Consider the following 22,665-nt stretch of genomic DNA (forward strand, 5'->3'; position numbering starts at 1 on the left):
TCCCCCTCCCTCCGGCCCGCGCCTCCCCTGAGAACGTTTCAGATAGATGTGAACCTATGTGACATCTGAGACGTCTTTTGTTCAGGGAGGCCCACCATGCGCGTCCTTGACGGTCTGGCATCGCCGGACCTGGAGGAGCTCAACCTGGAGCTGATCCTGGTCGCGGCGCTGCACGAAGAGGCGGAAAGGCTAGCCGCCGAATGAACGGGCTCCAGCTCCCCGGCCCCGCCGGGGAGCTGGAGCAGGGGGCCGCGGCGTAGGATCACGGATCATGCTGCGCTGCGCCGTCCTCGACGACTACCAGGGCGTGGCCCTCGGGCTGGCCGACTGGTCGCGGGTCCGGGCCACGAGCTTCCGGGCCCACTTCACCAGCCAGGACGAGCTGGTGGCGGCCCTGGCCGACTTCGAGATCGTGGTCGTCATGCGGGAGCGCACGCCGTTCGGGGCGGAGCTGTTCGAGCGGTTGCCCCGGCTGCGCCTGCTGATCACCACGGGCATGCGCAACGCCTCCGTCGACCTCGACGCCGCCCGCGCCCGCGGGGTCACCGTGTGCGGCACCGGCAGCGCCTCCACCCCGCCGGCCGAACTGACCTGGGCGCTCATCCTCGGCCTGGCCCGCCACCTGGTGCCCGAGGCCACGGCGATGCGCTCCGACGGCCCGTGGCAGAGCACCGTCGGCATGGACCTGCACGGCGGCACGCTCGGGCTGCTCGGCCTCGGCAAGATCGGGGCGCAGATGGCCCGCATCGGGCAGGCGTTCGGCATGGACGTCGTCGCCTGGAGCCAGAACCTGACCGCGGCGCGCGCCGGCGAGCTGGGCGTGCGGGCGGTCGCCAAGGAGGAGCTGTTCGCCGAGTCCGACGTCGTCTCCGTCCATCTCGTGCTGAGCGAGCGCAGCCGCGGGCTGGTCGGCGCGCGCGAGCTGGCGTTGATGCGGCCCAGCGCCTACCTGGTCAACACCTCGCGGGCGGCCATCGTCGACCAGGCCGCCCTGGCGTCGGCGCTGCGCGAGGGGCTGATCGCGGGGGCCGGGCTCGACGTGTTCGAGACTGAGCCGCTGCCCGCCGGGCACGAGCTGCGCAAACTGCCCAACGTGCTGGCCACCCCCCATCTCGGGTACGTCACCGGCGGCAACTACGAGACCTACTTCCGCGACGCCGTGCAGGACATCGACGCGTTCCTGGCCGGCGCGCCGATCCGCGTCCTGGCCTGACCCGGCTCACTCCGCTTTCGTCCTGGCCCGGAAGGCGGCGGTCTTGACGCGGTTCTGGCAGGCCGTGGAGCAGAAGCGGCGGGTGCCATTGCGGGAGACGTCCACGTAGACGCGGTCGCAGTGGGGGGCGGTGCAGACGCCGAGCCGGTCGCTGAACTCGCTGCCGAGCACGATCGCGAGCCCGGTCGAGCAGCTCGCCGCCCAGTCGCCCGCCACCGAGCCGCCAGGGCCGTGGAAGTGCAGGTGCCACGGCTCGCCGTCGTGGCGTTCGAGCATCGGCCTGGCCCTGCTCTCCTCCAGCAGCGCGTTCGTGGCCATGGCGGCGGTGTCGACGTCGCCGTCCGCCACCGCGCGGAACACCACGCGCAGCCGGGCCGCGACCTCGGCCAGCTCGGCGGCGTCGGCCGCGCCGATCCCGCGGTGGCCGGGATAGACGCTGCCCAGCGCGCCGGAGGCGGCCGCGGTGAGGTCGTCGGGGACGGCGAACTCGCGCCCGCGCTGCTCGCCCGGGGTCAGCGCGTTGACCAACGCCACGGCGACCCGGACGATCCCATCTGTGTGACTGTTGTAATCCACTTGACCAGTTACACCTTCGCGTTCTAAGTTGTGACTGCTCAAATCCTAGACGACAGTTACAGGGAGATCCGATGCTCACTCAGGAAGCCGCGCTGGCATGGATCGAGCGCTGGGACCGTCAGCAGGAGGGCTACCTGCCCGACCGGGAGGCCCGCTTCACCGCGCTGATCGACGCGGTCGAGGCGCTGGGCCGGCCGGATCCCGTGGTCATCGACCTGGGGTGCGGGCCGGGGTCGTTGTCCGCCCGGCTGCTCGAACGCCTGCCCTCGGCCACCGTGATCGCCGTCGACGCCGACCCGCTGCTGCTGGGGCTCGGCCGGGCCGCCTACCCGGGGCTGCGGTTCGTCTCGGCCGACCTGCGCACCGGCGGGTGGACCGAGGCGCTCGGCCTCGACCGTCCGGCCGACGCCGCCGTCAGCACCACCGCGCTGCACTGGATCTCGCCCGAGGAGCTTCAGGAGACGTACGCCGAGCTGGCCGGCGTCCTGCGCCCCGGCGGCATCCTGCTCAACGGCGACCACATGGACTCCTCCTCCCCCACCCTGGCCCGGCTGGAGCACGCGGTGCACCAGCGGGAGACCGACCGCGTCTTCGGCGACCGCCGGCCCGAGGACTGGCGCGCCTGGTGGGACGCCATCGCCGCCGACCCCGCCTTCGCCGACCTCAACCAGGAGCGCAGCACGGCCGGCGCATCCCATCACGGCTCGGAGTCCCACCTGGTCGAGCAGCACGTCAGCGCGCTGACCAAGGCCGGGTTCGGCGAGATCGGCACGTTGTGGCAGCGCGGGAACAACCGCCTGCTGTGCGCCGTGCGAAGCTGACCCGCGACGCCATCCGGCGGGCGCGGGCAGGCGAGACGTGGTTTCCTGTAGGTCATGGACGAGTCGCAAGTCACCCGCTACCTGGACAGATTCGGAGCGTCCCGGCCGGTGCCGCCGGACGTCCACGGCCTGCGGGCCCTGCAGCTCGCGCACCTGCGGGCGGTGCCGTTCGAGAACCTGAGCATCCACCTCGGCGAGCCGATCTCGCTCGCGCCCGACGCCCTGTTCGACAAGCTCGTCACCCGCCGCCGCGGCGGCTTCTGTTACGAGCAGAACGGCCTGTTCGCCGCGCTGCTCACCGCGCTCGGCTACCGGGTGACCCTGCTCGCGGCGCGGGTGTTCGGCGGCGGCCGGCCGGGGCCGCTGTTCGACCACCTCGCGCTCCGCGTCGACCTCGACGAGCCGTGGCTGGTGGACGTCGGCTTCGGCGACTTCGCCGACGAACCACTGCGGCTCGACGAGCGCGCCGAGCAGAAGGACGGCGCGGGGATGTTCCAGATCGTGCCCGCCCCCGGGGAGCACGGCGATCTGGACGTGTCGCACAACGGCGAGCCCGCCTACCGGCTCACCGAGCGGCCGTACGAGCTGGCCGACTTCGTGCCGACCTGCTGGTGGCAGGCGACCTCGCCGGACTCGCACTTCACCAGGTCGCCGGTGTGCTCGATCCGCACGGCCGAGGGGCGTACCACGATCAGCGGGCGCAAGCTGATCGTCACCCGACAGGGCGAGCGCGCCGAACGCATCCTGAACGAGAACGAGCTGCTTCCGGCCTACCGGGAGCACTTCGGCGTGACGCTCGACCGGGCGCCGGCGGCGGGGGCCTGACCCGGGCAACATCCGTGTCGGCTGAACTACGGTGGCCGACCATGGCCGAGTGGATGTCCGCCGAGATCTTCGCGCTGGAACCCTCGGCCACGATGCGGTCGGTACTGATCTCCCGCCTGGCCGAACGTCCTGACCTGCTCGAACGGGTCACCGTGCTGCCCTGCGACGCCCTGAGCCTCGACCTCGACGAGCCGGTCGAGGCCATCGTGATGATCAACGTGTTGTACGCCCTGGAACCCGGCTACCGCGGGCGGCTCTGGCCCGTCCTGGCCGACCATCTGGAGCCCGGCGGCCTTCTCGTCCTCACCTGGCGCGACGGCGGCCCGCCGAAGCCCCGTCCCATGCGGCGACTGGGCTCCCGCCGGGTGGGCCGCCACACGTACACGGTCTCGTCCGAGATCGTCGAGTCGGACGGCGAACGCGCCACGTGCCGTTACCTCTACCGGATCGCGCAGGGCGACGAGGTGCTCAGCGAGGAGGAACTCGTCGGGCACGCCTACCGTCCCGCCTGGGAGACCCTCCGGGACGAACTCGTGCGCGCGGGTTACGTCCGGACCGCCGCCCCCGACGGCCTCCTGGCCTGGCGACGCGCCTGATCGAGGTCAATATTCGAGCTTCCGGCGAACGTCCGGTTTCTCGGAAATCGTCGGCACACGATTGTTACGAGATATCACCCATACGTCCAACACCGTTCTCTTACTCTTTTCCCTGCTATATCCACAAAAAAAGAAGGACACTGATGAAACTCCTCTTCGCGGGCCTCGCCACCACGGCGGCGGTCGTGTGCGCGGCAGCCGTACCCGCTCAGGCCGGATCCTCGGCAACCGCGCAGGCCGCTCCGGCGGACGCGGTGAAAGTCCTGAAAGCCCAACTACTACCGGGCAAGAGCGTGAAGATCGCCCAATTAAGCAGCATCACCGTTGATTTCTCCGTCGACGACCAGGCCATGCAGGTGCAGGTGAACACCCGCACCGACGGCACGCTGGCGTTCGGCAAGGGCAAGGTGGCGGCCGCCGACCTGCGCGTCCGCATGTCGTCCCGCCAGGGGGCCGAACCTCCCTACCGGGTCGTCGCCGAAGGCAGGAACGCCTACGTGACCAACCCCGGCATCGCCAAGGCGTTGCCCGCCGGACGCTCCTGGATCGGCTCGCGGACCAGCGAGCGCGAGAACCCCATCCTCGACACGGGCGTCACCCCTGCGGACCTGAAGTTCATGCTGGACAACTCCTCCGAGGTGGCCACCGGCGAATACCAGGGCACCGCCACCCTCGCCGCCTACCGGCACGACAAGTCGGCCGGCGAAGGCAGCGTCGAGTTCCACCTGTACTTCGACAAGAACAACCTGCTCACCCGCGCGGTCGTCGATTCGACCTCCTCCTCGGACGGCGACGCCTACCGCCAGATGGCCTTCCACACCGACACCAAGTACTCCGGCTGGGGGGCCAAGGCGAAGATCAACGTGCCGGTGGCCGGCAAGGTCGTCAGCGAGAAGAAGCTCACCCCGAAGACCCGCAGGGCCGTCATCAAGGCCGGCTACCCGCAGACCGGCCCCTTCTGACCCCTTCACCGGGCCCGGCGCCACCGGCCTCCCACCCGCAGGCCGAGGTGGCGGGCAGGCGGGGCTGCCGCCCGCAGCCCCGCCCGCAGGCGATACACGGTCATGAATCCGGCCGCCGTCCTCCAGCAGGGATGCTGACCCACCTCTGGACTTTTCCGCACGACGCACGCAGGCGGCCGCCTACCGACGACGCGAGCTGTTCCTGTCGGTGCCGCCTGCCAGCATGACGGCATGTCCTTGCAGCCCCTTGATCTCTCCTGGCTCTGCGGCGAATACGCCGAGGAGTGCTACAGCTTCATCTACGTGCGCGCCACACCCGAAGAGGTGGTCGCGCGCCTCGGCGGCCGCTGGGAGGACTTCACACCGGGCCCCTTCCCCGATGACCCCGACTACTTCTCGAACCCGGGAGACCCTGTCGGCGTCGCCTCCATCGGCGACTGGACGTTCATCTTCGACCCCGACTGGCTCGGCACCGGCGAAGACCTGATCATCGAGCTGTCCAAGGGCACCCGCCTCGTCTCCCAGGCCGCACTCGGCGTCAAGGACCTCGACTACTTCTACTGGTGCGAGGACGGCGAGATCAGATTCGGCTGGGGCGGCGACGACGGCTTCCTGACGGAGACGCCCGCCGAACTCGTGGACACGATGGAGGAGATCGACAGGCTCTACCCGTCGCGTCCCCGGCTCTACAGAGGCCCGTCCTTCCTGCTCGTCGAGCACCTGACCGGCATCAGGGCGACGGAGCACCTGCTGAAGAGCTCCACGTTCAGATGGGGCGTCATCCCACCCGCGACCAAGCCCTGACGTCGGCAAGCCCGACACGCGTCGAGGCCTCCAGACGGCTCTTCGAGCACATCCCCCGAGGAGATCCTCGCCGCCCACCTCTACGGCGGCTGCACGGACACCCGATTCCTTTGGATACTGCCGGCCATGGTCATCATCGAAGTCGTCCTGGAGACCCACGACGCGGTGGACTTCACGGCCTGGCCGATCACCGAGCCGTCGAACGACCGCCTTCTGGCTCTCTCCGGCCGGATGTCCATCGCCGACGTCGGGACGGCCATGGCCGTGATCTTCAGCTACAACGGCCTCCCGATCACGCACGCCGCCGAGTTGACCGAGGCGCAGCTGCGACAACACCTCGCCGAAACGGGCGGCCTGATCGCTCCGGGCGGTCTGCGCTTCCGCGACACCACCACCGACGTCGACGTCCCGCCCGGTTGCTGTTTCGGCCTGGAGAACTGGCGGGACTGGTGGGAGGTGGCCCGCGGGCGCGAACCCTGGCTCGGACACGACCCCACGCCGCACATCACCCATGTGGGACACGTCATCCAGCTCCGGCAGCACGTCGATGACCCCCCGTCCATCGAGATCACCCGCGACCAGCTCGCCGGCCTGCTCACCACGGCCCAACAGCACTTCTCCGGGTTCCTCGACCTCGCCCGGCAATGGGCGACGATCACGACCCCGGGGCCGGCCGACCGGCTCGTCGCAGCCCTCGACCAGCACTTCGCGATCACTTGAGCCTTCTCACCCTCGGCCGGCTCCCCCAAGGCCGGATGTTGTGCCACCATGATCGCCTCGCAAACGGCAAGGGAGACTGTTTGGTCCTCTTCTCCTGTACGTCGTGCGGCGCCGTGCTGACCGCGCGGGTCGCGCGGGTGGCGCTCCCCGGCCACTCCGGCCAGAAGTACGGCCATGACCTGCTCCCCGGTCTTCTGGAGCCGGGAACATACGTGGTGGACCCTGGACATGGCCGACCATGGGCTCCCTTGATGCCCGAACCGGAAGATCACGGCGTCCGGCAACTGACGTACCACATCACGGGCCCTCCGGACAGGATCGGGATCGCGCCGGGCGACGTCCGCGGAACCGTCTTCATCCCGGACCGGTTGGGCGGCTGCTGTTGCGGCTGGGACGGCCAGTACGGTCCCAACCTGGCCTGCGCCAGGTGCGGCTGCCCGGTGGCGACCCGCGTCGACGACTGCGGGTTCTGGCAGGTGGTGTGGCTGGAACCGGACGCCGTGCGCCCCGTCGCCGTCGCCGGCCCCGTCCAGCGGGTGATGGACTGGACGGAACTGCCGAGCACGCCGCCCGTTGATCCGCTTGGTTTTGGAGCCCCCAGTGGGAGGCCGCAATCGCGGTGGCCCTGGCACACCTGGTGGCGGTTTCGGGCGGCAGGCGGGTGTCCGTCCCTGAGGGGCTCGTCGCGGAGACGTTTCGCCGGACGATCGACAGCCTGCTCCCTCCCGGGCCGCCGGAACGACACCTCGTCCTGGCCGGCCCCGGCCTGTCCACGCCGATCACTGACATGGCCCTGGTGCCGAAGCACCCGCAGACCGGTGAGGCATGGCCGTGTGACGCGGGCGCGGTGGTGCCGCTCGCTGCGGACGTGTGGACGTACCTGGCCTTCAACGACGATCGGCGGCTCATGCCCGCGGCGTGCGGGATGCCTGCCGCCGTCCGCCGCGACGACCCGCCCGCGCTGCTGCCGCACAGGCTGTTCCATCCCGATGGCCGCGTGTTCTGCAACACGCTGGAGCGGCTGGCGGCGGTTCGGCCACCGTGGCTGCGCCGCCTTCACGCCTCGATCAAGGACCGCCCGTACCTGGCCCCGTTCGCGTAGACCTCCCCGCATCAGCGCCGAGATCCGGTCCCGTCTGCGGGACCTGACCAGAGCTCCCGCAATCGCATCGCCCCCGAACGCCACGGTCGTCCAGTCCGCCGCAGGCGGTGCCATGGCAACACGCTCCCGCTCCTGGGCCTGTGCGTCTCGGCCGTGAAGCTGCGTCACGAGCTGCAAGACCGGGCCCGTGAACAGGCCGGCGACAAGTGGAAGGACTCAGACCTGGTGTTCACCACGAGACGGCACACCCATCAAGCCACAAACCCTCAACCGCGCCTTCGAGGCCCACTACAAGAACGCCGGTGTCCCGCGCATCCGCTTCCATGACACCCGGCACACCTGCCTCGCTCCTGGCCGCCCTCGACGTCCATCCGTGCGTGGCCATGCGCATCCTCAGATAATCGCAGACCTCTGTAACGATGAACGTCTACACGCAGATCCCCAGCCCTGAGACGTAAGGCTCTCAAGCGGCTACATGCCCTCTTGACTAGCGAGTGAGACAATCAAGCGTCGACCAATAGCAGTAACCTCTCTGGCCCGTTGATCGGCACCCTCTGACATCTCTCAGCGGGCACCGATTACGACAAGTTTCTTGCTACCACTAGCCACGCGACAGAACTTTAGCTCTGCGCTCACTACCGAAGCCCAAGCCATGCCTGTAGATCTCTGGGACCCAGTAACGACCATCGGCACCTCTCTCAAAAACACCAGCCGATACAAGGAAATCCGCATCTTCGGTGGTAAGATCAACCTCCTCCAGCACAAAAGGAACTGTTACTGGGTTTTTGAGCAGCTGTAGTTTAGTGAGAAGCTCGCCCACTTCCTGGTTTTCCGCCTGGATAGATTCGATCTTATTCTTGCTACATGCCAGCAACGCCTTGCGCATTGCGCTAGGAATGAGTACGCGGTCTTCGTAGGCACCTTGAGAAATGGACAGGCGTGCCGCCTCCGCAAGGAATACCACCACGTCTCTGGCTTGCACTTGGCCGTTGTAGTCCCCGAGAGCTGCTGGCACCCAAAGATGAGAACGAGCTTCCTTCGACTTCTTAGTTCCCATCTTCCAGCCCCAAACCTGTATAAGCTTCTCCACTACATCATCGTGAGAAAGCTCAGTGATCTGATCTACGGGCACCCTCAAGGGGAGGGCATCTGCATAAGCTGCTACCCAGAGAGCTAGCCGCAACGCTTCCTCCTTATCCCATCGCAGGGCATAGGAATCGTATCGACTCAAGAGCTGACCACTGTTTTGCCGCACAGCTCGACTGACCAGGTCCTGGCGCACAAAAATCACAAGCCCGAATGGCCGCCCTCGCAGAGAGCGCAGCCAGTTAAGGACGTCCACCAGCAAAACACGTAGGGCCGTTCGCTTTACGTCGCTATCAAGGGTTTGAAGCAGATCCTCTAGTCCATCAATAACGAATACGGCTGGCGCCCGCTTCGCAAGTTCCGTCAGAGCAGTCTCTACTCCAGTGTTGACATCTGGCACGATGCCCGCCGCAGCCGCGAGGCATTCGAGCCAGAGGCGCCGCCACGCCAGATCATCCGCTCCAAGCGTTGCAAGCCCCTGCTTCAGCCGGTCACGAATGTCTTGACCACTGTCGGGTACCGAAACTTGCCCAAAATGATTGCGAGCAAACTCTTCTCGTAGCTGCTGCGGCGTCAGATCACCATATTCTAGATTGTCTGACTCAAGGACTGGGATCACGGGCGCCGATAGGCGAACTCCCGCAATACCCGACCGCTCTGCAAAGGAAGACCAGGTTCGAGCTACGCATGCCTTCGAGTATAGAAAGGTCTTACCAGCACCCTTCGCCCCTACCACTAGCACCAAAGGGGGCTCCGTACGATGATCGCTCAGTAGCCGACGAAGCGGATCGGTCACTAGGCAACCGCCGGCCGATGATAGCCCCTTGCGTTCCGCGTATATGAGTTGCTTTGCAGTTTCTGCAAGCTTTCGACGCAATGACTCCAAGTCAGCCCCACCCGATGCCTCATTCCCCTTGGCCGCAGACGAGGGTGTTGGGATGATTGATTCCAATGTATCGGCTATACCGCAATGCTCCAGCACACGAAGGACTGGCTCCCATGAGGCAGGCAGAGCAAGGAGTTCTTCACGGAAAGGACTCAGGATAGGTCTCGACAGGACCCCTGTATCCACTTGCGAGGTCTCATCGACGCCCTCTTCACCGCCGGAACCTTCTCTAAGCGCAACAGACAATGCGTCGCCGAGCCTGAGACAGGCATCCTCAACCTGAGCCCCATGCGCATCCTGTCGGTACTGAGTAATTATTATCGAGCTCGCCGGATCCGTCCCTTTCAAAGTGGGTGCGCGGTGTCCTACTTGCCGAACCAGCATCTCAGTACCAGTGAGGGATTGATCACTGATGGTGGTAACGAAAATCCGCTGCACTCGAGGATCCAGCAGAATTGGAGCCGACAATTCAGACGCCCCTGCACGAAGATCCACAATAACGGTATCCGCCCCCACGCGAACAGCTAGAGCCGCCAGCGCCTCTGTCAAGAAGTACGGCGACCGCCCTGGCGTTAGAAGATCTGTTGGCTCAATCCGCGGAGGGCCAAGAAGAAGTCGGCGGGTCGACGGCACTACCGTCAAGCTGCCTTCGCCTACATAATGACCAACCTGCTGATTCGGTAGATATTCTGCTGCAATATCAACCGCTTCCGAATAACCACCGTCTTCCGCACTCTGCAAGAGGGCCAAAAAGTCTTCGTAGCTGAAGTCCAACTGCCCACCTTGAGCCTTGTGCATCCATGTTATGCCGGGGGCTTCAAGATCGGCGTCAATCAAAATCGTCTTACCGCCGCGCCTTGCCACCACATCCGCCATGGCGACCGCATGAAGAGTCCGACCAACCCCTCCCTTAAAGGAGTGAAAGGCTAGCAGTTGCACGTCACCTGCGAATCGATCGCTGGATGGCCGCTGGAATGGTTGGGCCATCTGTCGCGAAACGTGCTTTTCACGCAGCAAGGGAATACGACGGGCCCGCCGCTCGTCGCTCGATTCGAAGTTTAGAGTGACGGGGAGGCCGACAAATGTCTCGGTGCGTGGATCATCAAGACGCAGCACAAGGACTCCGTCTCTCCATTCGGTGGAGCCAGCGCCGAAAGCTTGGTCGAGCCAGCACTTCACATCTTGCGCATGCGTGCCAACAAGTACGACCACTTCTAGTGCGTCCCACCAGCCGTCTACGGCCAGGAGCCACTGAGGCCACTCACCCATCCTCGCGAGCAAAGCGAGGTGCTCTTCAACATCGACCCATGTGAAGAGATGCTCAGGCGGCTGAACAGTATTTTCTGGGCCCACCATGTCAGCCATCGCCATGTCTTCCTTCCTCAGTCCTGCTCACACCAAGTGATCAATGCACGAAGGGCGGCTTGGGCTTCCTGTTCATCCTTATCCTCCAGCTTTGCACCATAGCGCCATACTTGATGTAATTCACTGAAAGCCACAGAGTTCTGCGTGGCCAGACGGCAGGTCTGAAGTCTGTCGAGATGATCTCCGATTGTTCGCGGCATGCCGAGATCTTTGGCTAGCTTCCGCAGGTCGTGCGTGGTCTCCACTGCGGAGGAGTCACGATGCGCTCCTCGCACGAGGATCCTCTCCTTCAGGCCGCACTCTGCAGCATAGAAGAGCAGCAGACATACGGTTGCCGAGTCTCCGGTCCTCTCCAACTCGTCAGCGCTCTGACGTAGCTGCACCCGTCGCTTTAGCAGCGCCTTTGTGCCCACATGGACTACCACCACAACATCATGTCACTCGTGGCCTCCGGCTGCAGCACGGCAAACGCGGATCATACCCTGGAACGTTTGGTCCAAGCGCCGCGTGAAACCGAGTCGCGGATCCGGTTGCTGTACAGGTCCGCTGTACAACCGCGCAAAGGCCCCTCCCATGTACCGGAAGGGGCCTTTGAGCTGCAGAGCCGACGAGGGGAATCGAACCCCTGACCTTCTGTTTACAAGACAGATGCTCTGCCGATTGAGCTACGTCGGCACGGCCTACCAGTGTAGACGCTAGCGGCGCCTGTGACGAGCGACCTCGTACAGGGCCACGCCGGCGGCGACCCCGGCGTTGAGGGATTCCGCGGCGGCCTGCATGGGGATGCGGACGACGACGTCGCACTGCTCTCGCACCAGCCGACCGAGGCCCTTCCCCTCGGAGCCCACCACGACCACGAGCGGCTCGGCGAGGAGGTCGGCGTCGCCGATGTCGATCTTGCCGGCGCCGTCGAGGCCGACGATGAAGAGGCCGGCTTCGCGGTATTCGCGGAGGGCGGCCGTCAGGTTGGAGGCGCGGGCGACGCGCAGCGTGGCGAGCGTGCCGGCCGAGGTCTTCCACGCGCCACCGGTAACCCCGGCCGAGCGGCGGGACGGGATGAGCAGGCCATGCGCCCCGAAAGCGGTGGCCGAACGGGCGATGGCGCCCAGGTTGCGCGGGTCGGTGACCGAGTCGAGCGCCACGATCAGCGGGACCTCGGCCGCGTCCTGGGCCAGTTCGACCAGCTCGGACGGGTGCGCATAGTCGTAGGCGGGGATCTGGAGCGCGATGCCCTGGTGGACGACGCCCTCCGTCATCCGGTCGAGTTTGTCACGGGTGACTTCGAGCAGCGCGATCCCGCGCTCCGCCGCGATCTTGATGGAGTCGCGTACGCGGTCGTCGTTCTCGACGCGCTGGGCTACGTAGAGGGCGTTGGCGGGCACCCCGGCCTGCAGCGCCTCCAGCACCGGGTTACGGCCGCCGATGTATTCGGGGGCGTCCTCGGAACGCTTCTGCCGGGCCGGGCCGCTGCCCGGACGGCGCGTCTCGCCGCCGCGGTCCTCCCTGGCGATGCGCTCGGACCTGGCCTTGTCCTTGTACCAGTGGCGCATCTCGGCAGGCGGCGTCGCGCCCCTGCCCTCGAGCGACCGGCGCTTCTGGCCCCCGGTGCCCTTGGAGGGGCCCTTCTTCTTCGCGGGCCTGCCCGATGCCCTACCGCCTGCTGCCATGCCATCAAGGGTATCGGCCCGCCGACCCACCCGATCCCGCCGGGCAAGGCCCCCACCCGATCCCGACGTCCCGCATACGACCGGCCGCGGCACACCCGGCGAGCCGCCTGCCCTCAGAACCCACGCACCGCCTCACCGAACGTCTTGCGCCAACACATCACCCATCGGGCCGCACATCACGACGATCGCAGGCCCGCCCGCCCCTCTCCCAGCGAACCCTCCCCGAACAGCGCAAAAGGCGTCCACCTCTGAACCGGCCCCAGGCAACTCCTAGAGCCCCCATGGCCGGTTATCGTCCTGGGCCATGACTGAGTCCGCCTACCTCCACGCCACCCGAACGGCCTACGACACCGTCGCCCCCGAATACGCCGAACTGCTCAGGAACGAACTCGACACGAAGCCCCTGGACCGGGCCATGCTGGCCGCGTTCGCCGAGCTCGTGCGGGGCCCGGATGCCGGAGAGGTGGCCGACCTGGGCTGCGGTCCGGGCCGCGTCACCGCCCACCTCCACGCGCTCGGGGTGAACGCCTTCGGCATCGACCTGTCGCCAGGGATGATCGACGTCGCCCGCCGGAGCCACCCCGGCCTCCGCTTCGACGTCGGCTCGATGACCGCGCTGGACCTGGCGGACGCGTCCCTGGCCGGCGCCGTCGCGTGGTACTCCACCGTCCACACCCCGCCGGACCTCCTGCCGACGGTGTGCGCCGAGATCCACCGGGTGCTGGCGCCGGGCGGCCACCTGCTGATCGCGTTCAAGGTCGGCGACGAACGCCGCCACCTCAGCCAGGGCTACGGCCACAAGCTGTCGCTGGACGTCTATTGGACTCCCCCGGAGCACATCGCCGACCTCCTCGCCAAGGCCGGCCTGTCCCTGGATGCCCAGCTCATCCGCGAGCCCGACGAGAGCGAAAGACCCCGCTCAGGCCGGCAGGCCTTCTTCCTGGCCCACAGACCAACCGACAAGCCGGAAATCGCAAGCACCAGTTCTTAGCCACAGCCCAGAAGACCGAACCCCCACTGACGGAGGATGTCAGCGACCACCGAATAACGTGCCGCCCACCCAGCACTTCCCCGACCGGAACGTCCCCCGAAGGAGCACCCGCATGATCCTGGAGATCCGCACCTACCGCCTCAAACCCGGCACCCGCGCAGACTTCCTCCGGGTCATGCACGAAGAAGCCCTCCCCCTCCTGGCGAAGGCCGGCATCGACGTGGTGAGCAGCGGCGCCTCCCTCGTGGACGAGGACGGCCACGAGGAGGCGTACCTCATCCGCGCGTTCCCCTCGAAAGAGACCCGCGACGAGCAGGAGGACGCCTTCTACAGCAGCCCGGAATGGCACCAGGGCCCGCGTGAGGGCATCGTCTCGCGCATCGACGGCTACCACACGATCGTGATCGAAGCCACCGACGCCGCCGTCGCGGCCCTCCGCGGCTGACAGCGGACGCGGGAGGCGCCCGCCGTGGCCGACGACGGACGCGGGAGGCTCCCGCCGCAGCCGACGACGGACGCGGAAGGCGTCCGCCATCAGTTCAGGAGCGGCGGAAGGTCAGCGGGAAAGCTCCCAGCGGGCGCCGTGCGGCGTGTCCTCGACCGTGATGCCCGCCGCGGCGAGCTGGTCGCGGATCGCGTCGGCCGCCGCGTAGTCCTTACGGGCGCGCGCGGCCTTGCGCTGCTCCAGGGCCACCGCCACGAGCGCGTCGACCACCGGCGACAGGTCGGAACCGCCCCCGCGCCACTGCGGCGAGCGAGGGTCGAGGCCGAGCACGTCGAGCATGTTCTGGGTCTCGGCGAGCAGCCGCGCGATGGCCTCCTTGTCGCCCCGGGACAGCGCCACGTTGCCCTCGCGCACCACCTCGTGCACCACGGCGAGCGCCTGCGGCGTGCCGAGGTCGTCGTCGAGCGCGTCGGCGAACGCCTGCGGAAGGGGCGCGTCGGCGTCGACGTCGTGGATCACCTCGGCGGCGCGGGTGACGAAGCCCTCGATGCGCTGGTAGGCCGCCGCCGCCTCCAGCAGCGCCTCCTCGGAGTACTCGATCGAGGAACGGTAGTGGGGCGCGGCCAGGTAGTAGCGCAGCTCCACCGGACGCACCTTCTGCACCATCTCGGGGATCAGCAGCGAGTTGCCGAGCGACTTGCTCATCTTCTCGGCGCCGATCTTGAGCATGCCGTTGTGCATCCAGTAGCGGGCGAAGCCGTCGCCGGCGGCCTGCGACTGGGCGATCTCGTTCTCGTGGTGGGGGAAGATCAGGTCGATGCCGCCGCCGTGGATGTCGAACGTCGCCCCTAGGTATTTGGTGGCCATCGCCGAGCACTCCAGGTGCCAGCCGGGACGCCCGAGCCCCCACGGCGTGGGCCAGGTCGGCTCGCCCGGCTTGGCGCCCTTCCACAGCGCGAAGTCGCGCGCGTCGCGCTTGAGCGACTCGTCGTCGGTGTCGGCCGCGGCCCGCATGTTCTCCAGCTTCTGGTTGGAGAGCTTGCCGTAGTGGTCGGCGTAGGACTGGACGCTGAAGTAGACGTCGCCGCCCGAGGCGTAGGCGTGGCCGCGCTCGATCAGCCGCTCCATCAGCGTGATCATCTCGGGCACGTGGCCGGTCGCCCGCGGCTCGACGGTGGGCGGCAGGCAGCCGAGCGTGTCGTAGGCCCAGGTGAAGGCCCGCTGGTTGCGCTCGGCGATCACGAACCAGGGCACGTCCTCCGCGGCCGACACCCTGATGATCTTGTCATCGATGTCGGTGACGTTGCGGCAGAACGTCACGTCGTAACCGGAACGCGTGAGCCAGCGCCTGAGCACGTCGAAGTTCACGCCTGAGCGGATGTGCCCGATGTGCGGAGGAGCCTGCACGGTCGCCCCACACAGGTAAATCGACGCCCGGCCGGCTTCGACCGGAACGAATTCACGGGTGGCGCGCGTGCTGGTGTCGTAGATGTGCAGGCTCACAAAGGCAAGGCTAACGCCTCGGAGGCTCTTGTAGGCCGATTACTCAGCCTCGCACCGTGACCTTGTCAGGACGGATCCGGATGATCAGGCGCTCGGTGCCCGGCTTGTCCTCCCAAGGCTCGCCTGTGTACTTCTGGGCCAGCTCCTGGATCAACGCGCCCCCGGGGTCCTCCTCGATCGTCACCCGGCCGCGCACCTCCACGTAGCGGTCGGGGCTCTTCGGGTCGATGACCAGCAGACTCGTCCGCGGGTCGCGCTCGAAGTTGCGCGGCTTCACCCGCCCCCGGACGGTCGAGAACAGGACGTCGTCGCCGTCCGTGCGCACCCACACCACGGTGGACTGCGGCCCGCCGTCGGGGTTGAGGCTGGTCACCGTCGCATGATTCGGGGCATCCAGGAGTTCGCGCGCTTCTTCCGGCAGCTCGGGCATGTGTCTCCCTCGATCGGTCGTGATCCCCATTCTTCTGTAGTCTCGAAGGCGCCATGGACGTGACTCCCCCCTCTACGCTCCGTCGCCTGGGCATCGCCCTGGCCGGGCTCGCGGTGGCCGCTCTGACCGGAGCCGCCTGCGCGCTGTCCTTCGACGATCTGCGCGCGCTGGCCGTCACCGGCGAGGCGCGGCAGGACCTCGCCTTCCTCTATCCGGCCGCCTTCGACGCGCTGCTCGTGGTCGCGCTGCTCGGCGTGCTGCTGCTGCGCCCAGCCCGGCCGCTGGTGCGGGCGCAGGCCGCCACCGTGCTGGTCCTGCTCATCGTGGCCGCCGCGGCGGCCGACGTGGCGACCGCGCTGCGGTTCACCTTCGACGCGCGCCAGGTGGCCGTGGGCGTGGCCCTGGCGCCCTGGGTCATGCTGGCCGTGGCCCTGTGGCTCTGGCTGCTGCTGATCAAGCACGTCCAGGCTCACCGGGCCGCGGCGCGCGAGGAGGAGGACGACGACGACTTCGTGCCCTTCCATCCGGGCCGCGCGGCCGACACGCCGCCGCCGCTGGTGACCGAGGCGCCCCCGCCCGTGCTGGAGTCCACGCCGCTGGTGGGGCCCACGGCCGCGCCGGAGACGCCCCCGGTCCCGATGCAGGTGTCCGAGTGGCAGGCCGTCCCGCAGGAGCCGGAACCCGAGCCCGTACGAGCCCCTGAGCCCGAACCGGAACCGGAACCCCAGCACGAGCCGCAGCCCGAGCCCGAGCACAAGCCGGAGCCGGAACCTGAACCGGAGCCCGCGCCCGAGCCCGAGCCGTTGAGGCGGCCGGTCCGGTGGGGCGACCGGGTGAAGCCGACCGACGTCCTGGTCCACCCCCGATCCGACACCCGGGCCACCGACACCCGCGACGTCGACACCCAGCCCGTCCCCGTCATCGAGGACGACCGCAGGAGCCGCCCCGCCACCGACGAGCCTCGAACGCCCCAGAGCGACTCTGAGGACACCGCGCCACACCCGGTGATCCACGAGGACACCCAGGCCCCGTCCGGCCGCCTGCGCAGCACTCCGCGCCCGCCGGACCCCGAGGAATAGCGGCCACACCCCAGGAAACGCAAAGACGAGAGGCCCGTCCGGGATGATCCCGGACGGGCCGTTTCGTGTGCGTCTATCTCGTCTACACCCCTGGCGCCGCTAGACCCTGGAGCCGCGGCGTAGGCCCGCGACCAGGCCGACACCGACGATCGCCAGGACGACCTGCATCACGAGCTCGATCCAGTCGATGCCGGGGGTCGTCTCGACGCCGAGCACCTGGGCGATGAGGGTGCCCAGCAGGGCGGCGACGATGCCGACGACGATGGTGAGGATCCACCCGATGGCCTGCCTGCCGGGCAGCAGCAGGCGACCGATTGCGCCAATGACGGCGCCAATCACGATGGCGCCAAGGATGGACTGAATGGTCATGACACGAAACCTCCCCGTGAGAGTGAGCCGTTCACTCTCACGGGGAGCTTCGCTACCCGATCGCCGACGATTATGCGCCGGCTTTACGAACGAGCAGGTCAGGTCGTGGTTCGACCGGTGCGGCCACCGCGTCCGCCCCAGCCCATCCGCGTCACGAGGAGCACGCCGACCACAGCCAGGACGAGCTGGAGTATGTGTTCGAGCCAGTCGATGCCCTTGGTGTCGGCCCAGCCGAACGCCTGTGCGATCAGGGTGCCGATCAGGGCGGCCACGATGCCCACGATGAGCGTCAGGCCAATGGACATGTTCTGCCTGCCAGGCACTATCAGCCGGGCCAGCGCACCGACGATGGCGCCGATGACTACTGCGGAAACGATCGCGCCGATCATGTGTAGCTCCCCCCGAGACGTTCACATGTCTTAGATGGGGACATACCCGACACCTGGGGAAACTACCCACTGAGGAAGGCGGCGGTCCGTACCGCGCCAGTGACGAACCGCCGCCCCCACAGTTGGCGGGTTCGGCGACGACCCGCCGGGACACCCTCACGCATCCCACACATAAGACGCTGAATGCCTAGGAAAGGTTGACCACGAGGGCCGTGGCGATCGCGGCGATCCCCTCGCCGCGCCCGGTGAGCCCGAGCCCGTCGGTGGTGGTGGCCGAGACGCTCACCGGCGCCCCCACGGCGCCGCCGAGCGCCAGCTCGGCCTCGGCACGCCGAGGAGCCATCTTGGGACGGTTGCCGATCACCTGGACGGCCACGTTGCCGATCTCGAAGCCCGCCGCGCGCACCTGGCGGGCGGTCTCAACCAGCAGGGTGACCCCGGAAGCACCGGCCCAGCGGGGATCGGACGTGCCGAACAGCCCGCCCAGGTCGCCCAGGCCGGCCGCGGACAGCAGCGCGTCGCAGGCGGCATGCGCGGCGACGTCGCCGTCGGAGTGGCCGTCGAGCCCGAGCTCGGCCGGCCAGCGAAGGCCGGCGAGGCTGAGCTCACGCCCCGAGTCCACCGAAGCGAACGGGTGGACGTCGACTCCGACGCCCACCCGTGGAAGATTCGTGTTCAGGAGTTGAGAACCTCGTCGAGCAGGGCCTCAGCCTTGTCCTCATTGGTCTTCTCGGCGAGCGCGAGCTCGCTGACGAGGATCTGACGAGCCTTCGCGAGCATGCGCTTCTCGCCCGCTGACAGGCCGCGCTCGCGGTCGCGACGCCACAGGTCGCGAACCACCTCCGCAACCTTGTTCACATCGCCGGAGGCGAGCTTCTCCAGATTGGCCTTGTAACGGCGCGACCAGTTGGTCGGCTCTTCCGTGTGCGGCATCCGAAGAACATCGAAAACCCGCTCAAGGCCTTCCTGGCCGACGACGTCGCGCACACCGACGAGTTCCGCGTTTTCTGCTGGCACCTGGACGGTAAGGTCGCCCTTGTCGACCTTGAGCACCAGGTAGGTCTTTTCCTCACCCTTGATGGATCGCTTCGTGATTGCTTCGATCCGAGCAGCCCCATGGTGGGGGTAGACGACAGTGTCGCCGACCTGGAAAGTCATGTGACAAGTACCCCTTCCGCTGTACTCCAGGGTACCACGCATCCACAGGCTCCCGGAACAGTGAAATCCTCATAACTGCAGGTCAAAGCCGCATATTGGGGCTTGACAAGTCCTCGACCGTATGAATCGCATTTCCGGACATAGCGAATGACCTGCGGGGGTGCGGATATGACCATGGATTCAGGTGGATATGGTAGGCGCTGCCCAACACCCCATGCGCCATACCGCGCAAGAGCAAGGAGAACCCGCACGTGACCAGCCGTCGCTGGATTGTCGTAGCCGCCGCGTTCTTGGCAGCCCCCGTGCTCGCGGGCTGCGGGGCAGGATTCGACGCCAACACCAACAAGCCGTACGCCCCGAACGAGGCGGTCGCACTCATCGACCAGGGTGCTTATGGCACGCGCGGCATTCACATCCCGCAGGCGTTCATCCTCGGCCCCGACTCCGGCGCCCAGCTCCCGTGGCGCGGTTCAGCCCCGATCTACCTGAACATCCTCAACACCGCGGGCGCCGCCGACACGCTCCAGGCCGTCTCCGCGGGCTCGGTCGGGTCCGTGAAGGTCGCCACGCCGATCCAGCTTCCCCCCAACCAGCTCGTCAACACCGGCAAGCCGCAGCCCCAGCTGATGCTGGAGAGCATCTCCACGAGCCTCAGGGGCGGCGAGAGCGTGCGTCTGGACCTCCAGTTCGCCAACGCCGGGACAGTGACCCTGAACGTCCCTGTGGTCACGCGCAGCCGTGAGTTCAAGGACTACCCGGCCGCCCCCAACGCCACCCCGGTCGCGACGCCCTCGGCGTCGCCCACGCCGACGGCCACCGAAGAGGCCCACTGACGGCATGAGAGAACCCTTGTTCTGGTACGAACCCACGTACCAGAACAAGGGTCGTTCACTCCTCGACGGCGTCGAACTTGTAGCCCAGGCCGCGCACGGTGAGGATGCAGCGCGGGTTGGACGGGTCCGCCTCGATCTTGGCCCGCAGGCGCTTGACGTGGACATCGAGCGTCTTGGTGTCGCCCACGTAGTCGGCGCCCCAGACGCGGTCGATGAGCTGGCCGCGGGTGAGCACCCGGCCGGCGTTGCGCAGCAGCACCTCCAGCAGCTCGAACTCCTTCAGCGGCAGCTGCACCTGCGCGCCGCGCACCGCGACGACGTGGCGGTCGACGTCCATGCGCACCGGGCCGACGGCCAGGACGGCCGTCTCCAGCTCCTCCACCACGTCGCCCTGACGGCGCAGCACCGCGCGGATGCGGGCCACCAGCTCCCGCGAGGAGAACGGCTTGGTCACGTAGTCGTCGGCGCCCAGCTCCAGGCCCACGACCTTGTCGATCTCGCTGTCCTTGGCGGTCAGCATGATGACCGGCACCTTCGAGCGCTGCCGCAGCGAGCGGCACACCTCGGTGCCCGGCAGGCCGGGCAGCATCAGGTCGAGCAGCACGAGGTCCGCGCCGTTGCGGTCGAACGTGTCGAGCGCCTCGGGCCCGGTCGCCGCGACCGACACCTCGAAGCCCTCCTTGCGCAGCATGTAGGACAAGGCGTCGGAGAAGGACTCCTCATCCTCAACCACTAGAACTCTGGTCATTTTGCGGCCTCCAGGGGAATCGAGGGTGGTACTGCCACCGCCGTGCCGCCGAAGGCGGGCAGACGGAGGGTGAAGGTGGAGCCGGAGCCTTCCTTGCTCCAGACGGACACCTCGCCCGCGTGGGCCGCGGCGACGTGCTTGACGATGGCCAGTCCGAGCCCGGTGCCGCCGGTCGCCCGCGACCTGGCTGCGTCGACGCGGAAGAAGCGCTCGAAGATGCGCTCCAGAGACTCCTCGGGGATGCCGATGCCCTGGTCGCTGACGCTGATCTCGACGGAGTCGCCGGCCGGGCGGACGCTGACCACGACCCGCGTGTGCTCGGGGCTGTAGGCGACGGCGTTGTCGATGAGGTTGCGCAGGGCGGTGACGAGCAGCTCGTCGTCGCCCCAGATGCGCAGGCCCTCGGTGCCGCCGGTGACCAGCGTGATGTCCTTGGCCACCGCCTTGGTGTTGCAGTGGTCGATGGCGTCGTGGACGGCCTCGTCGATGGCGACCTGGCCCGGCGTGGGGATGGGCTCGGCGCCCTGGATCCTGCTCAGCGTGATCAGGTCCTGGACCAGGTAGGTGAGCCGGGCGGCCTCGTGCTGCATGCGCCCGGCGAAGCGGGTGACCGCCTCGGGGTCGTCGGCGGCGTCCTGGATGGTCTCGGCCAGCAGGCTCAGCGCGCCCACGGGGGTCTTCAGCTCGTGGCTGACGTTGGCGACGAAGTCGCGGCGCACGGCCTCCACCCTGCGCCGCTCGGTCTGGTCCTCGGCCAGCACCAGCACCTGGCCGTAGGAGCCGAGGGGGGCGACGCGGACGGCGAAGTTCGTCGTCTCCTGACCGAACTTGTGGCCGGCGACGTCGATCTCGCTCTCGCGGATCTCGCCGTCGCGGCGTACCTGTCTTGCCAGTGCGAGCAGCTCCGCGGCCATCAGCCTGTCGCCCTTGACCAGCCCGAACGCGCGCGCGGCCGAGCTGGCGCGCAGCACGCGGTCGTGCGCGTCGAGCACGACGGCGGACGAGGGGAGCACGGCGAGCACGGAGGCCACGCCCTGCGGCAGCGCCGCTCCGGTCTCGACGCCGTCGGCCGATTCGGTCCTCTTCGGAGCCTCGATCTGGTTCCGGTAGAACAGGACCGCCAGGGCTCCCACGACGAACCCGGCCAGGGCCGCGAAGCTCATGGCCATCTCACTCATGCCTCCGATGGTAGGTGGCGAAGTTCAAGGGACAGACCTCTCACCTGCGGATGAACAGCCCTTTCCTGGAAAGTTCATCTCGCAGTAGAGGTTCGTTCATCGAGTGGCACGTACGGTGACGACATGCGCGACGCGTACCATGAAGAACTTGATCTCCTGACGGGCAAGCTGGTCGAGATGACGAGGCTGGTCCGCTCGGCCATCTCCCGTGCCACCACGGCCCTCCTCGACGCCGACCTCCAGCTCGCCGAGAGCGTCATCTCCCGTGACCAGGAGGTGAACGCCCTCTTCGCCGACATCGAGTCGTCGATCTTCGAGCTGATGGCCAGGCAGCAGCCGGTCGCGGTGGACCTGCGGATGGTCATCACTGCGCTGCGCATGGGCACCGACCTCGAACGCATGGGCGACCTGGCCGTCCATGTGGCCAAGGTGGCCCGGCTGCGGCACCCCGACTCGGCGATTCCGCCCGAGACTCGCTCGACCATCGTGGAAATGGGGCAGATCGCCGAGAACCTGGTCACCAAGGCCGGGAGCTGCGTGGCCTCCAGGGATGTGGAGTCGGCCCTCGAGCTGGAGGAGGACGACGACGCGATGGACCGGCTGCACCGCCGGCTGTTCCGCAACATCCTGGCCAAGGACTGGCAGCACGGCGTGGAGCCGGCGATCGACATCACGCTGATCGGCCGGTACTACGAGCGGTACGCCGACCACGCGGTGCGGGTGGCGAGGGACGTCGTCTACCTGGTCACCGGCTCCCGTCCCAGCTGACGGCCTCCCCGGGAGGCAGGCTCTTCATCCGGACGCAGCGGGCGGCACCTGTCGGGGGGCCGCCCGCTTCGCACGTCCCCCGGCATGGGGGCCAGACAATCCGGCATGGGGGCAAGACCATCCGGCGGGACGAACAGCGGCGAACAGCGAC

At 67.7% G+C, this 22,665-nt stretch carries 26 protein-coding genes and 1 tRNA gene; 13 read left to right on the top strand and 14 right to left on the bottom strand.

What is annotated here, in order from left to right; translation table 11 throughout:
• The first annotated feature begins 271 nt into the window (after nt 1-271).
• Nucleotides 272-1,213 carry a D-2-hydroxyacid dehydrogenase family protein gene (locus AB0J76_RS00335; protein ID WP_352322308.1) on the top strand — a complete coding sequence of 314 codons (942 nt, stop codon included), beginning with the start codon at nt 272-274 and terminating at the stop codon, nt 1,211-1,213.
• A 6-nt stretch (nt 1,214-1,219) separates the two neighbouring features.
• On the opposite strand, the gene AB0J76_RS00340 is transcribed toward AB0J76_RS00335, so the two are convergent.
• Complete coding sequence (locus tag AB0J76_RS00340; protein WP_352322310.1) at nt 1,220-1,789, bottom strand: CGNR zinc finger domain-containing protein; 570 nt, start codon at nt 1,787-1,789, stop codon at nt 1,220-1,222.
• A 71-nt stretch (nt 1,790-1,860) separates the two neighbouring features.
• On the opposite strand from AB0J76_RS00340, the gene AB0J76_RS00345 reads away from it, so the two are divergent.
• From AB0J76_RS00345 to AB0J76_RS00370, 6 genes are all read left to right on the top strand, one after another.
• Nucleotides 1,861-2,610 (top strand): class I SAM-dependent methyltransferase, encoded by a 750-nt coding sequence (locus tag AB0J76_RS00345; RefSeq protein WP_352322312.1) that lies wholly within the window; start codon nt 1,861-1,863, stop codon nt 2,608-2,610.
• A 54-nt stretch (nt 2,611-2,664) separates the two neighbouring features.
• Nucleotides 2,665-3,435: an arylamine N-acetyltransferase gene (locus tag AB0J76_RS00350; RefSeq protein ID WP_352322314.1), complete on the top strand. Its 771-nt coding sequence runs from the start codon at nt 2,665-2,667 to the stop codon at nt 3,433-3,435.
• Nucleotides 3,436-3,476: 41 nt separating this feature from the next.
• Complete coding sequence (locus AB0J76_RS00355) at nt 3,477-4,031, top strand: class I SAM-dependent methyltransferase (RefSeq protein ID WP_352322315.1); 555 nt, start codon at nt 3,477-3,479, stop codon at nt 4,029-4,031.
• Between the two features lie 143 nt (nt 4,032-4,174).
• A complete protein-coding gene (locus tag AB0J76_RS00360) occupies nt 4,175-4,993 on the top strand; it encodes a hypothetical protein (protein ID WP_352322317.1) in 819 nt (272 codons plus the stop codon).
• 231 nt (nt 4,994-5,224) lie between these two features.
• A complete protein-coding gene (locus tag AB0J76_RS00365; RefSeq protein WP_352322319.1) occupies nt 5,225-5,797 on the top strand; it encodes a DUF6461 domain-containing protein in 573 nt (190 codons plus the stop codon).
• Nucleotides 5,798-5,923: 126 nt separating this feature from the next.
• Nucleotides 5,924-6,517, top strand: coding sequence for a hypothetical protein (locus AB0J76_RS00370; RefSeq protein ID WP_352322321.1), 594 nt, complete (start codon nt 5,924-5,926; stop codon nt 6,515-6,517).
• Between the two features lie 268 nt (nt 6,518-6,785).
• On the opposite strand, the gene AB0J76_RS00375 is transcribed toward AB0J76_RS00370, so the two are convergent.
• Nucleotides 6,786-7,082: a hypothetical protein gene (locus AB0J76_RS00375; RefSeq protein ID WP_352322323.1), complete on the bottom strand. Its 297-nt coding sequence runs from the start codon at nt 7,080-7,082 to the stop codon at nt 6,786-6,788.
• Nucleotides 7,083-7,136: 54 nt separating this feature from the next.
• On the opposite strand from AB0J76_RS00375, the gene AB0J76_RS00380 reads away from it, so the two are divergent.
• Complete coding sequence (locus AB0J76_RS00380; protein WP_352322325.1) at nt 7,137-7,619, top strand: hypothetical protein; 483 nt, start codon at nt 7,137-7,139, stop codon at nt 7,617-7,619.
• Nucleotides 7,620-8,220: 601 nt separating this feature from the next.
• Here AB0J76_RS00380 and AB0J76_RS00385 read toward each other — a convergent pair.
• From AB0J76_RS00385 to rlmB, 4 genes are all read right to left on the bottom strand, one after another.
• A complete protein-coding gene (locus AB0J76_RS00385) occupies nt 8,221-10,956 on the bottom strand; it encodes a hypothetical protein (protein ID WP_352322327.1) in 2,736 nt (911 codons plus the stop codon).
• Nucleotides 10,957-10,973: 17 nt separating this feature from the next.
• Nucleotides 10,974-11,201 (bottom strand): hypothetical protein, encoded by a 228-nt coding sequence (locus AB0J76_RS00390; RefSeq protein ID WP_352322329.1) that lies wholly within the window; start codon nt 11,199-11,201, stop codon nt 10,974-10,976.
• Nucleotides 11,202-11,558: 357 nt separating this feature from the next.
• Nucleotides 11,559-11,631: transfer RNA gene (locus AB0J76_RS00395), tRNA-Thr, on the bottom strand.
• A 20-nt stretch (nt 11,632-11,651) separates the two neighbouring features.
• A complete protein-coding gene (gene rlmB, locus AB0J76_RS00400) occupies nt 11,652-12,623 on the bottom strand; it encodes a 23S rRNA (guanosine(2251)-2'-O)-methyltransferase RlmB (protein WP_352322330.1) in 972 nt (323 codons plus the stop codon).
• Nucleotides 12,624-12,927: 304 nt separating this feature from the next.
• Between rlmB and AB0J76_RS00405 the strand changes: the two genes are divergently transcribed.
• Nucleotides 12,928-13,614, top strand: a complete 687-nt coding sequence (locus AB0J76_RS00405; RefSeq protein WP_352322332.1) for a class I SAM-dependent methyltransferase — start codon at nt 12,928-12,930, stop codon at nt 13,612-13,614.
• A 112-nt stretch (nt 13,615-13,726) separates the two neighbouring features.
• A complete protein-coding gene (locus AB0J76_RS00410; RefSeq protein ID WP_352322334.1) occupies nt 13,727-14,059 on the top strand; it encodes an NIPSNAP family protein in 333 nt (110 codons plus the stop codon).
• A 111-nt stretch (nt 14,060-14,170) separates the two neighbouring features.
• Here the strand turns inward: AB0J76_RS00410 and cysS are convergent, their stop codons facing one another.
• Both cysS and AB0J76_RS00420 read right to left on the bottom strand, forming a co-directional pair.
• Nucleotides 14,171-15,562, bottom strand: coding sequence for a cysteine--tRNA ligase (gene cysS, locus AB0J76_RS00415; RefSeq protein ID WP_352322336.1), 1,392 nt, complete (start codon nt 15,560-15,562; stop codon nt 14,171-14,173).
• Between the two features lie 43 nt (nt 15,563-15,605).
• Nucleotides 15,606-16,022, bottom strand: a complete 417-nt coding sequence (locus tag AB0J76_RS00420) for a PPOX class F420-dependent oxidoreductase (RefSeq protein WP_352322338.1) — start codon at nt 16,020-16,022, stop codon at nt 15,606-15,608.
• A gap of 29 nt (nt 16,023-16,051) precedes the next feature.
• On the opposite strand from AB0J76_RS00420, the gene AB0J76_RS00425 reads away from it, so the two are divergent.
• A complete protein-coding gene (locus AB0J76_RS00425; RefSeq protein WP_352322340.1) occupies nt 16,052-17,071 on the top strand; it encodes a DUF2637 domain-containing protein in 1,020 nt (339 codons plus the stop codon).
• 99 nt (nt 17,072-17,170) lie between these two features.
• On the opposite strand, the gene AB0J76_RS00430 is transcribed toward AB0J76_RS00425, so the two are convergent.
• From AB0J76_RS00430 to AB0J76_RS00445, 4 genes are all read right to left on the bottom strand, one after another.
• A complete protein-coding gene (locus AB0J76_RS00430) occupies nt 17,171-17,440 on the bottom strand; it encodes a GlsB/YeaQ/YmgE family stress response membrane protein (protein WP_352322341.1) in 270 nt (89 codons plus the stop codon).
• 98 nt (nt 17,441-17,538) lie between these two features.
• A complete protein-coding gene (locus AB0J76_RS00435) occupies nt 17,539-17,829 on the bottom strand; it encodes a GlsB/YeaQ/YmgE family stress response membrane protein (protein ID WP_352322343.1) in 291 nt (96 codons plus the stop codon).
• Nucleotides 17,830-18,016: 187 nt separating this feature from the next.
• Nucleotides 18,017-18,487 (bottom strand): 2-C-methyl-D-erythritol 2,4-cyclodiphosphate synthase, encoded by a 471-nt coding sequence (gene ispF, locus AB0J76_RS00440; protein WP_352322345.1) that lies wholly within the window; start codon nt 18,485-18,487, stop codon nt 18,017-18,019.
• Between the two features lie 17 nt (nt 18,488-18,504).
• Nucleotides 18,505-18,987 carry a CarD family transcriptional regulator gene (locus tag AB0J76_RS00445; RefSeq protein ID WP_043624891.1) on the bottom strand — a complete coding sequence of 161 codons (483 nt, stop codon included), beginning with the start codon at nt 18,985-18,987 and terminating at the stop codon, nt 18,505-18,507.
• A 251-nt stretch (nt 18,988-19,238) separates the two neighbouring features.
• Here AB0J76_RS00445 and AB0J76_RS00450 point away from each other — a divergent pair, with 251 nt between their 5' ends.
• Nucleotides 19,239-19,820 (top strand): copper chaperone PCu(A)C, encoded by a 582-nt coding sequence (locus tag AB0J76_RS00450; RefSeq protein WP_352322347.1) that lies wholly within the window; start codon nt 19,239-19,241, stop codon nt 19,818-19,820.
• A 55-nt stretch (nt 19,821-19,875) separates the two neighbouring features.
• Here AB0J76_RS00450 and AB0J76_RS00455 read toward each other — a convergent pair whose 3' ends face one another.
• Both AB0J76_RS00455 and AB0J76_RS00460 read right to left on the bottom strand, forming a co-directional pair.
• Nucleotides 19,876-20,568 (bottom strand): response regulator transcription factor, encoded by a 693-nt coding sequence (locus tag AB0J76_RS00455; protein WP_352319693.1) that lies wholly within the window; start codon nt 20,566-20,568, stop codon nt 19,876-19,878.
• A complete protein-coding gene (locus AB0J76_RS00460; RefSeq protein WP_352319694.1) occupies nt 20,565-21,746 on the bottom strand; it encodes an ATP-binding protein in 1,182 nt (393 codons plus the stop codon). Before AB0J76_RS00460 ends, AB0J76_RS00455 begins: the two co-directional genes overlap by 4 nt.
• Nucleotides 21,747-21,869: 123 nt before the next feature.
• On the opposite strand from AB0J76_RS00460, the gene phoU reads away from it, so the two are divergent.
• A complete protein-coding gene (gene phoU / locus AB0J76_RS00465; RefSeq protein ID WP_352319696.1) occupies nt 21,870-22,514 on the top strand; it encodes a phosphate signaling complex protein PhoU in 645 nt (214 codons plus the stop codon).
• Nucleotides 22,515-22,665: the final 151 nt, after the last annotated feature.

Origin of the sequence: Nonomuraea sp. NPDC049624 (assembly GCF_040675255.1) — a bacterium.
GTDB lineage: Bacteria > Actinomycetota > Actinomycetes > Streptosporangiales > Streptosporangiaceae > Nonomuraea.

Coding starts and splice junctions, on each gene's coding strand:
- AB0J76_RS00335 (WP_352322308.1), top strand. CDS start 272: ATGCTGCGCTGCGCCGTCCTCGACGACTACCAGGGCGTGGCCCTCGGG.
- AB0J76_RS00345 (WP_352322312.1), top strand. CDS start 1,861: ATGCTCACTCAGGAAGCCGCGCTGGCATGGATCGAGCGCTGGGACCGT.
- AB0J76_RS00350 (WP_352322314.1), top strand. CDS start 2,665: ATGGACGAGTCGCAAGTCACCCGCTACCTGGACAGATTCGGAGCGTCC.
- AB0J76_RS00355 (WP_352322315.1), top strand. CDS start 3,477: ATGGCCGAGTGGATGTCCGCCGAGATCTTCGCGCTGGAACCCTCGGCC.
- AB0J76_RS00360 (WP_352322317.1), top strand. CDS start 4,175: ATGAAACTCCTCTTCGCGGGCCTCGCCACCACGGCGGCGGTCGTGTGC.
- AB0J76_RS00365 (WP_352322319.1), top strand. CDS start 5,225: ATGTCCTTGCAGCCCCTTGATCTCTCCTGGCTCTGCGGCGAATACGCC.
- AB0J76_RS00370 (WP_352322321.1), top strand. CDS start 5,924: ATGGTCATCATCGAAGTCGTCCTGGAGACCCACGACGCGGTGGACTTC.
- AB0J76_RS00385 (WP_352322327.1), bottom strand. CDS start 10,956: ATGGCTGACATGGTGGGCCCAGAAAATACTGTTCAGCCGCCTGAGCAT.
- rlmB (WP_352322330.1), bottom strand. CDS start 12,623: ATGGCAGCAGGCGGTAGGGCATCGGGCAGGCCCGCGAAGAAGAAGGGC.
- AB0J76_RS00405 (WP_352322332.1), top strand. CDS start 12,928: ATGACTGAGTCCGCCTACCTCCACGCCACCCGAACGGCCTACGACACC.
- AB0J76_RS00410 (WP_352322334.1), top strand. CDS start 13,727: ATGATCCTGGAGATCCGCACCTACCGCCTCAAACCCGGCACCCGCGCA.
- AB0J76_RS00420 (WP_352322338.1), bottom strand. CDS start 16,022: ATGGGGATCACGACCGATCGAGGGAGACACATGCCCGAGCTGCCGGAA.
- AB0J76_RS00430 (WP_352322341.1), bottom strand. CDS start 17,440: ATGACCATTCAGTCCATCCTTGGCGCCATCGTGATTGGCGCCGTCATT.
- AB0J76_RS00435 (WP_352322343.1), bottom strand. CDS start 17,829: ATGATCGGCGCGATCGTTTCCGCAGTAGTCATCGGCGCCATCGTCGGT.
- AB0J76_RS00445 (WP_043624891.1), bottom strand. CDS start 18,987: ATGACTTTCCAGGTCGGCGACACTGTCGTCTACCCCCACCATGGGGCT.
- AB0J76_RS00455 (WP_352319693.1), bottom strand. CDS start 20,568: ATGACCAGAGTTCTAGTGGTTGAGGATGAGGAGTCCTTCTCCGACGCC.
- AB0J76_RS00460 (WP_352319694.1), bottom strand. CDS start 21,746: ATGAGTGAGATGGCCATGAGCTTCGCGGCCCTGGCCGGGTTCGTCGTG.
- phoU (WP_352319696.1), top strand. CDS start 21,870: ATGCGCGACGCGTACCATGAAGAACTTGATCTCCTGACGGGCAAGCTG.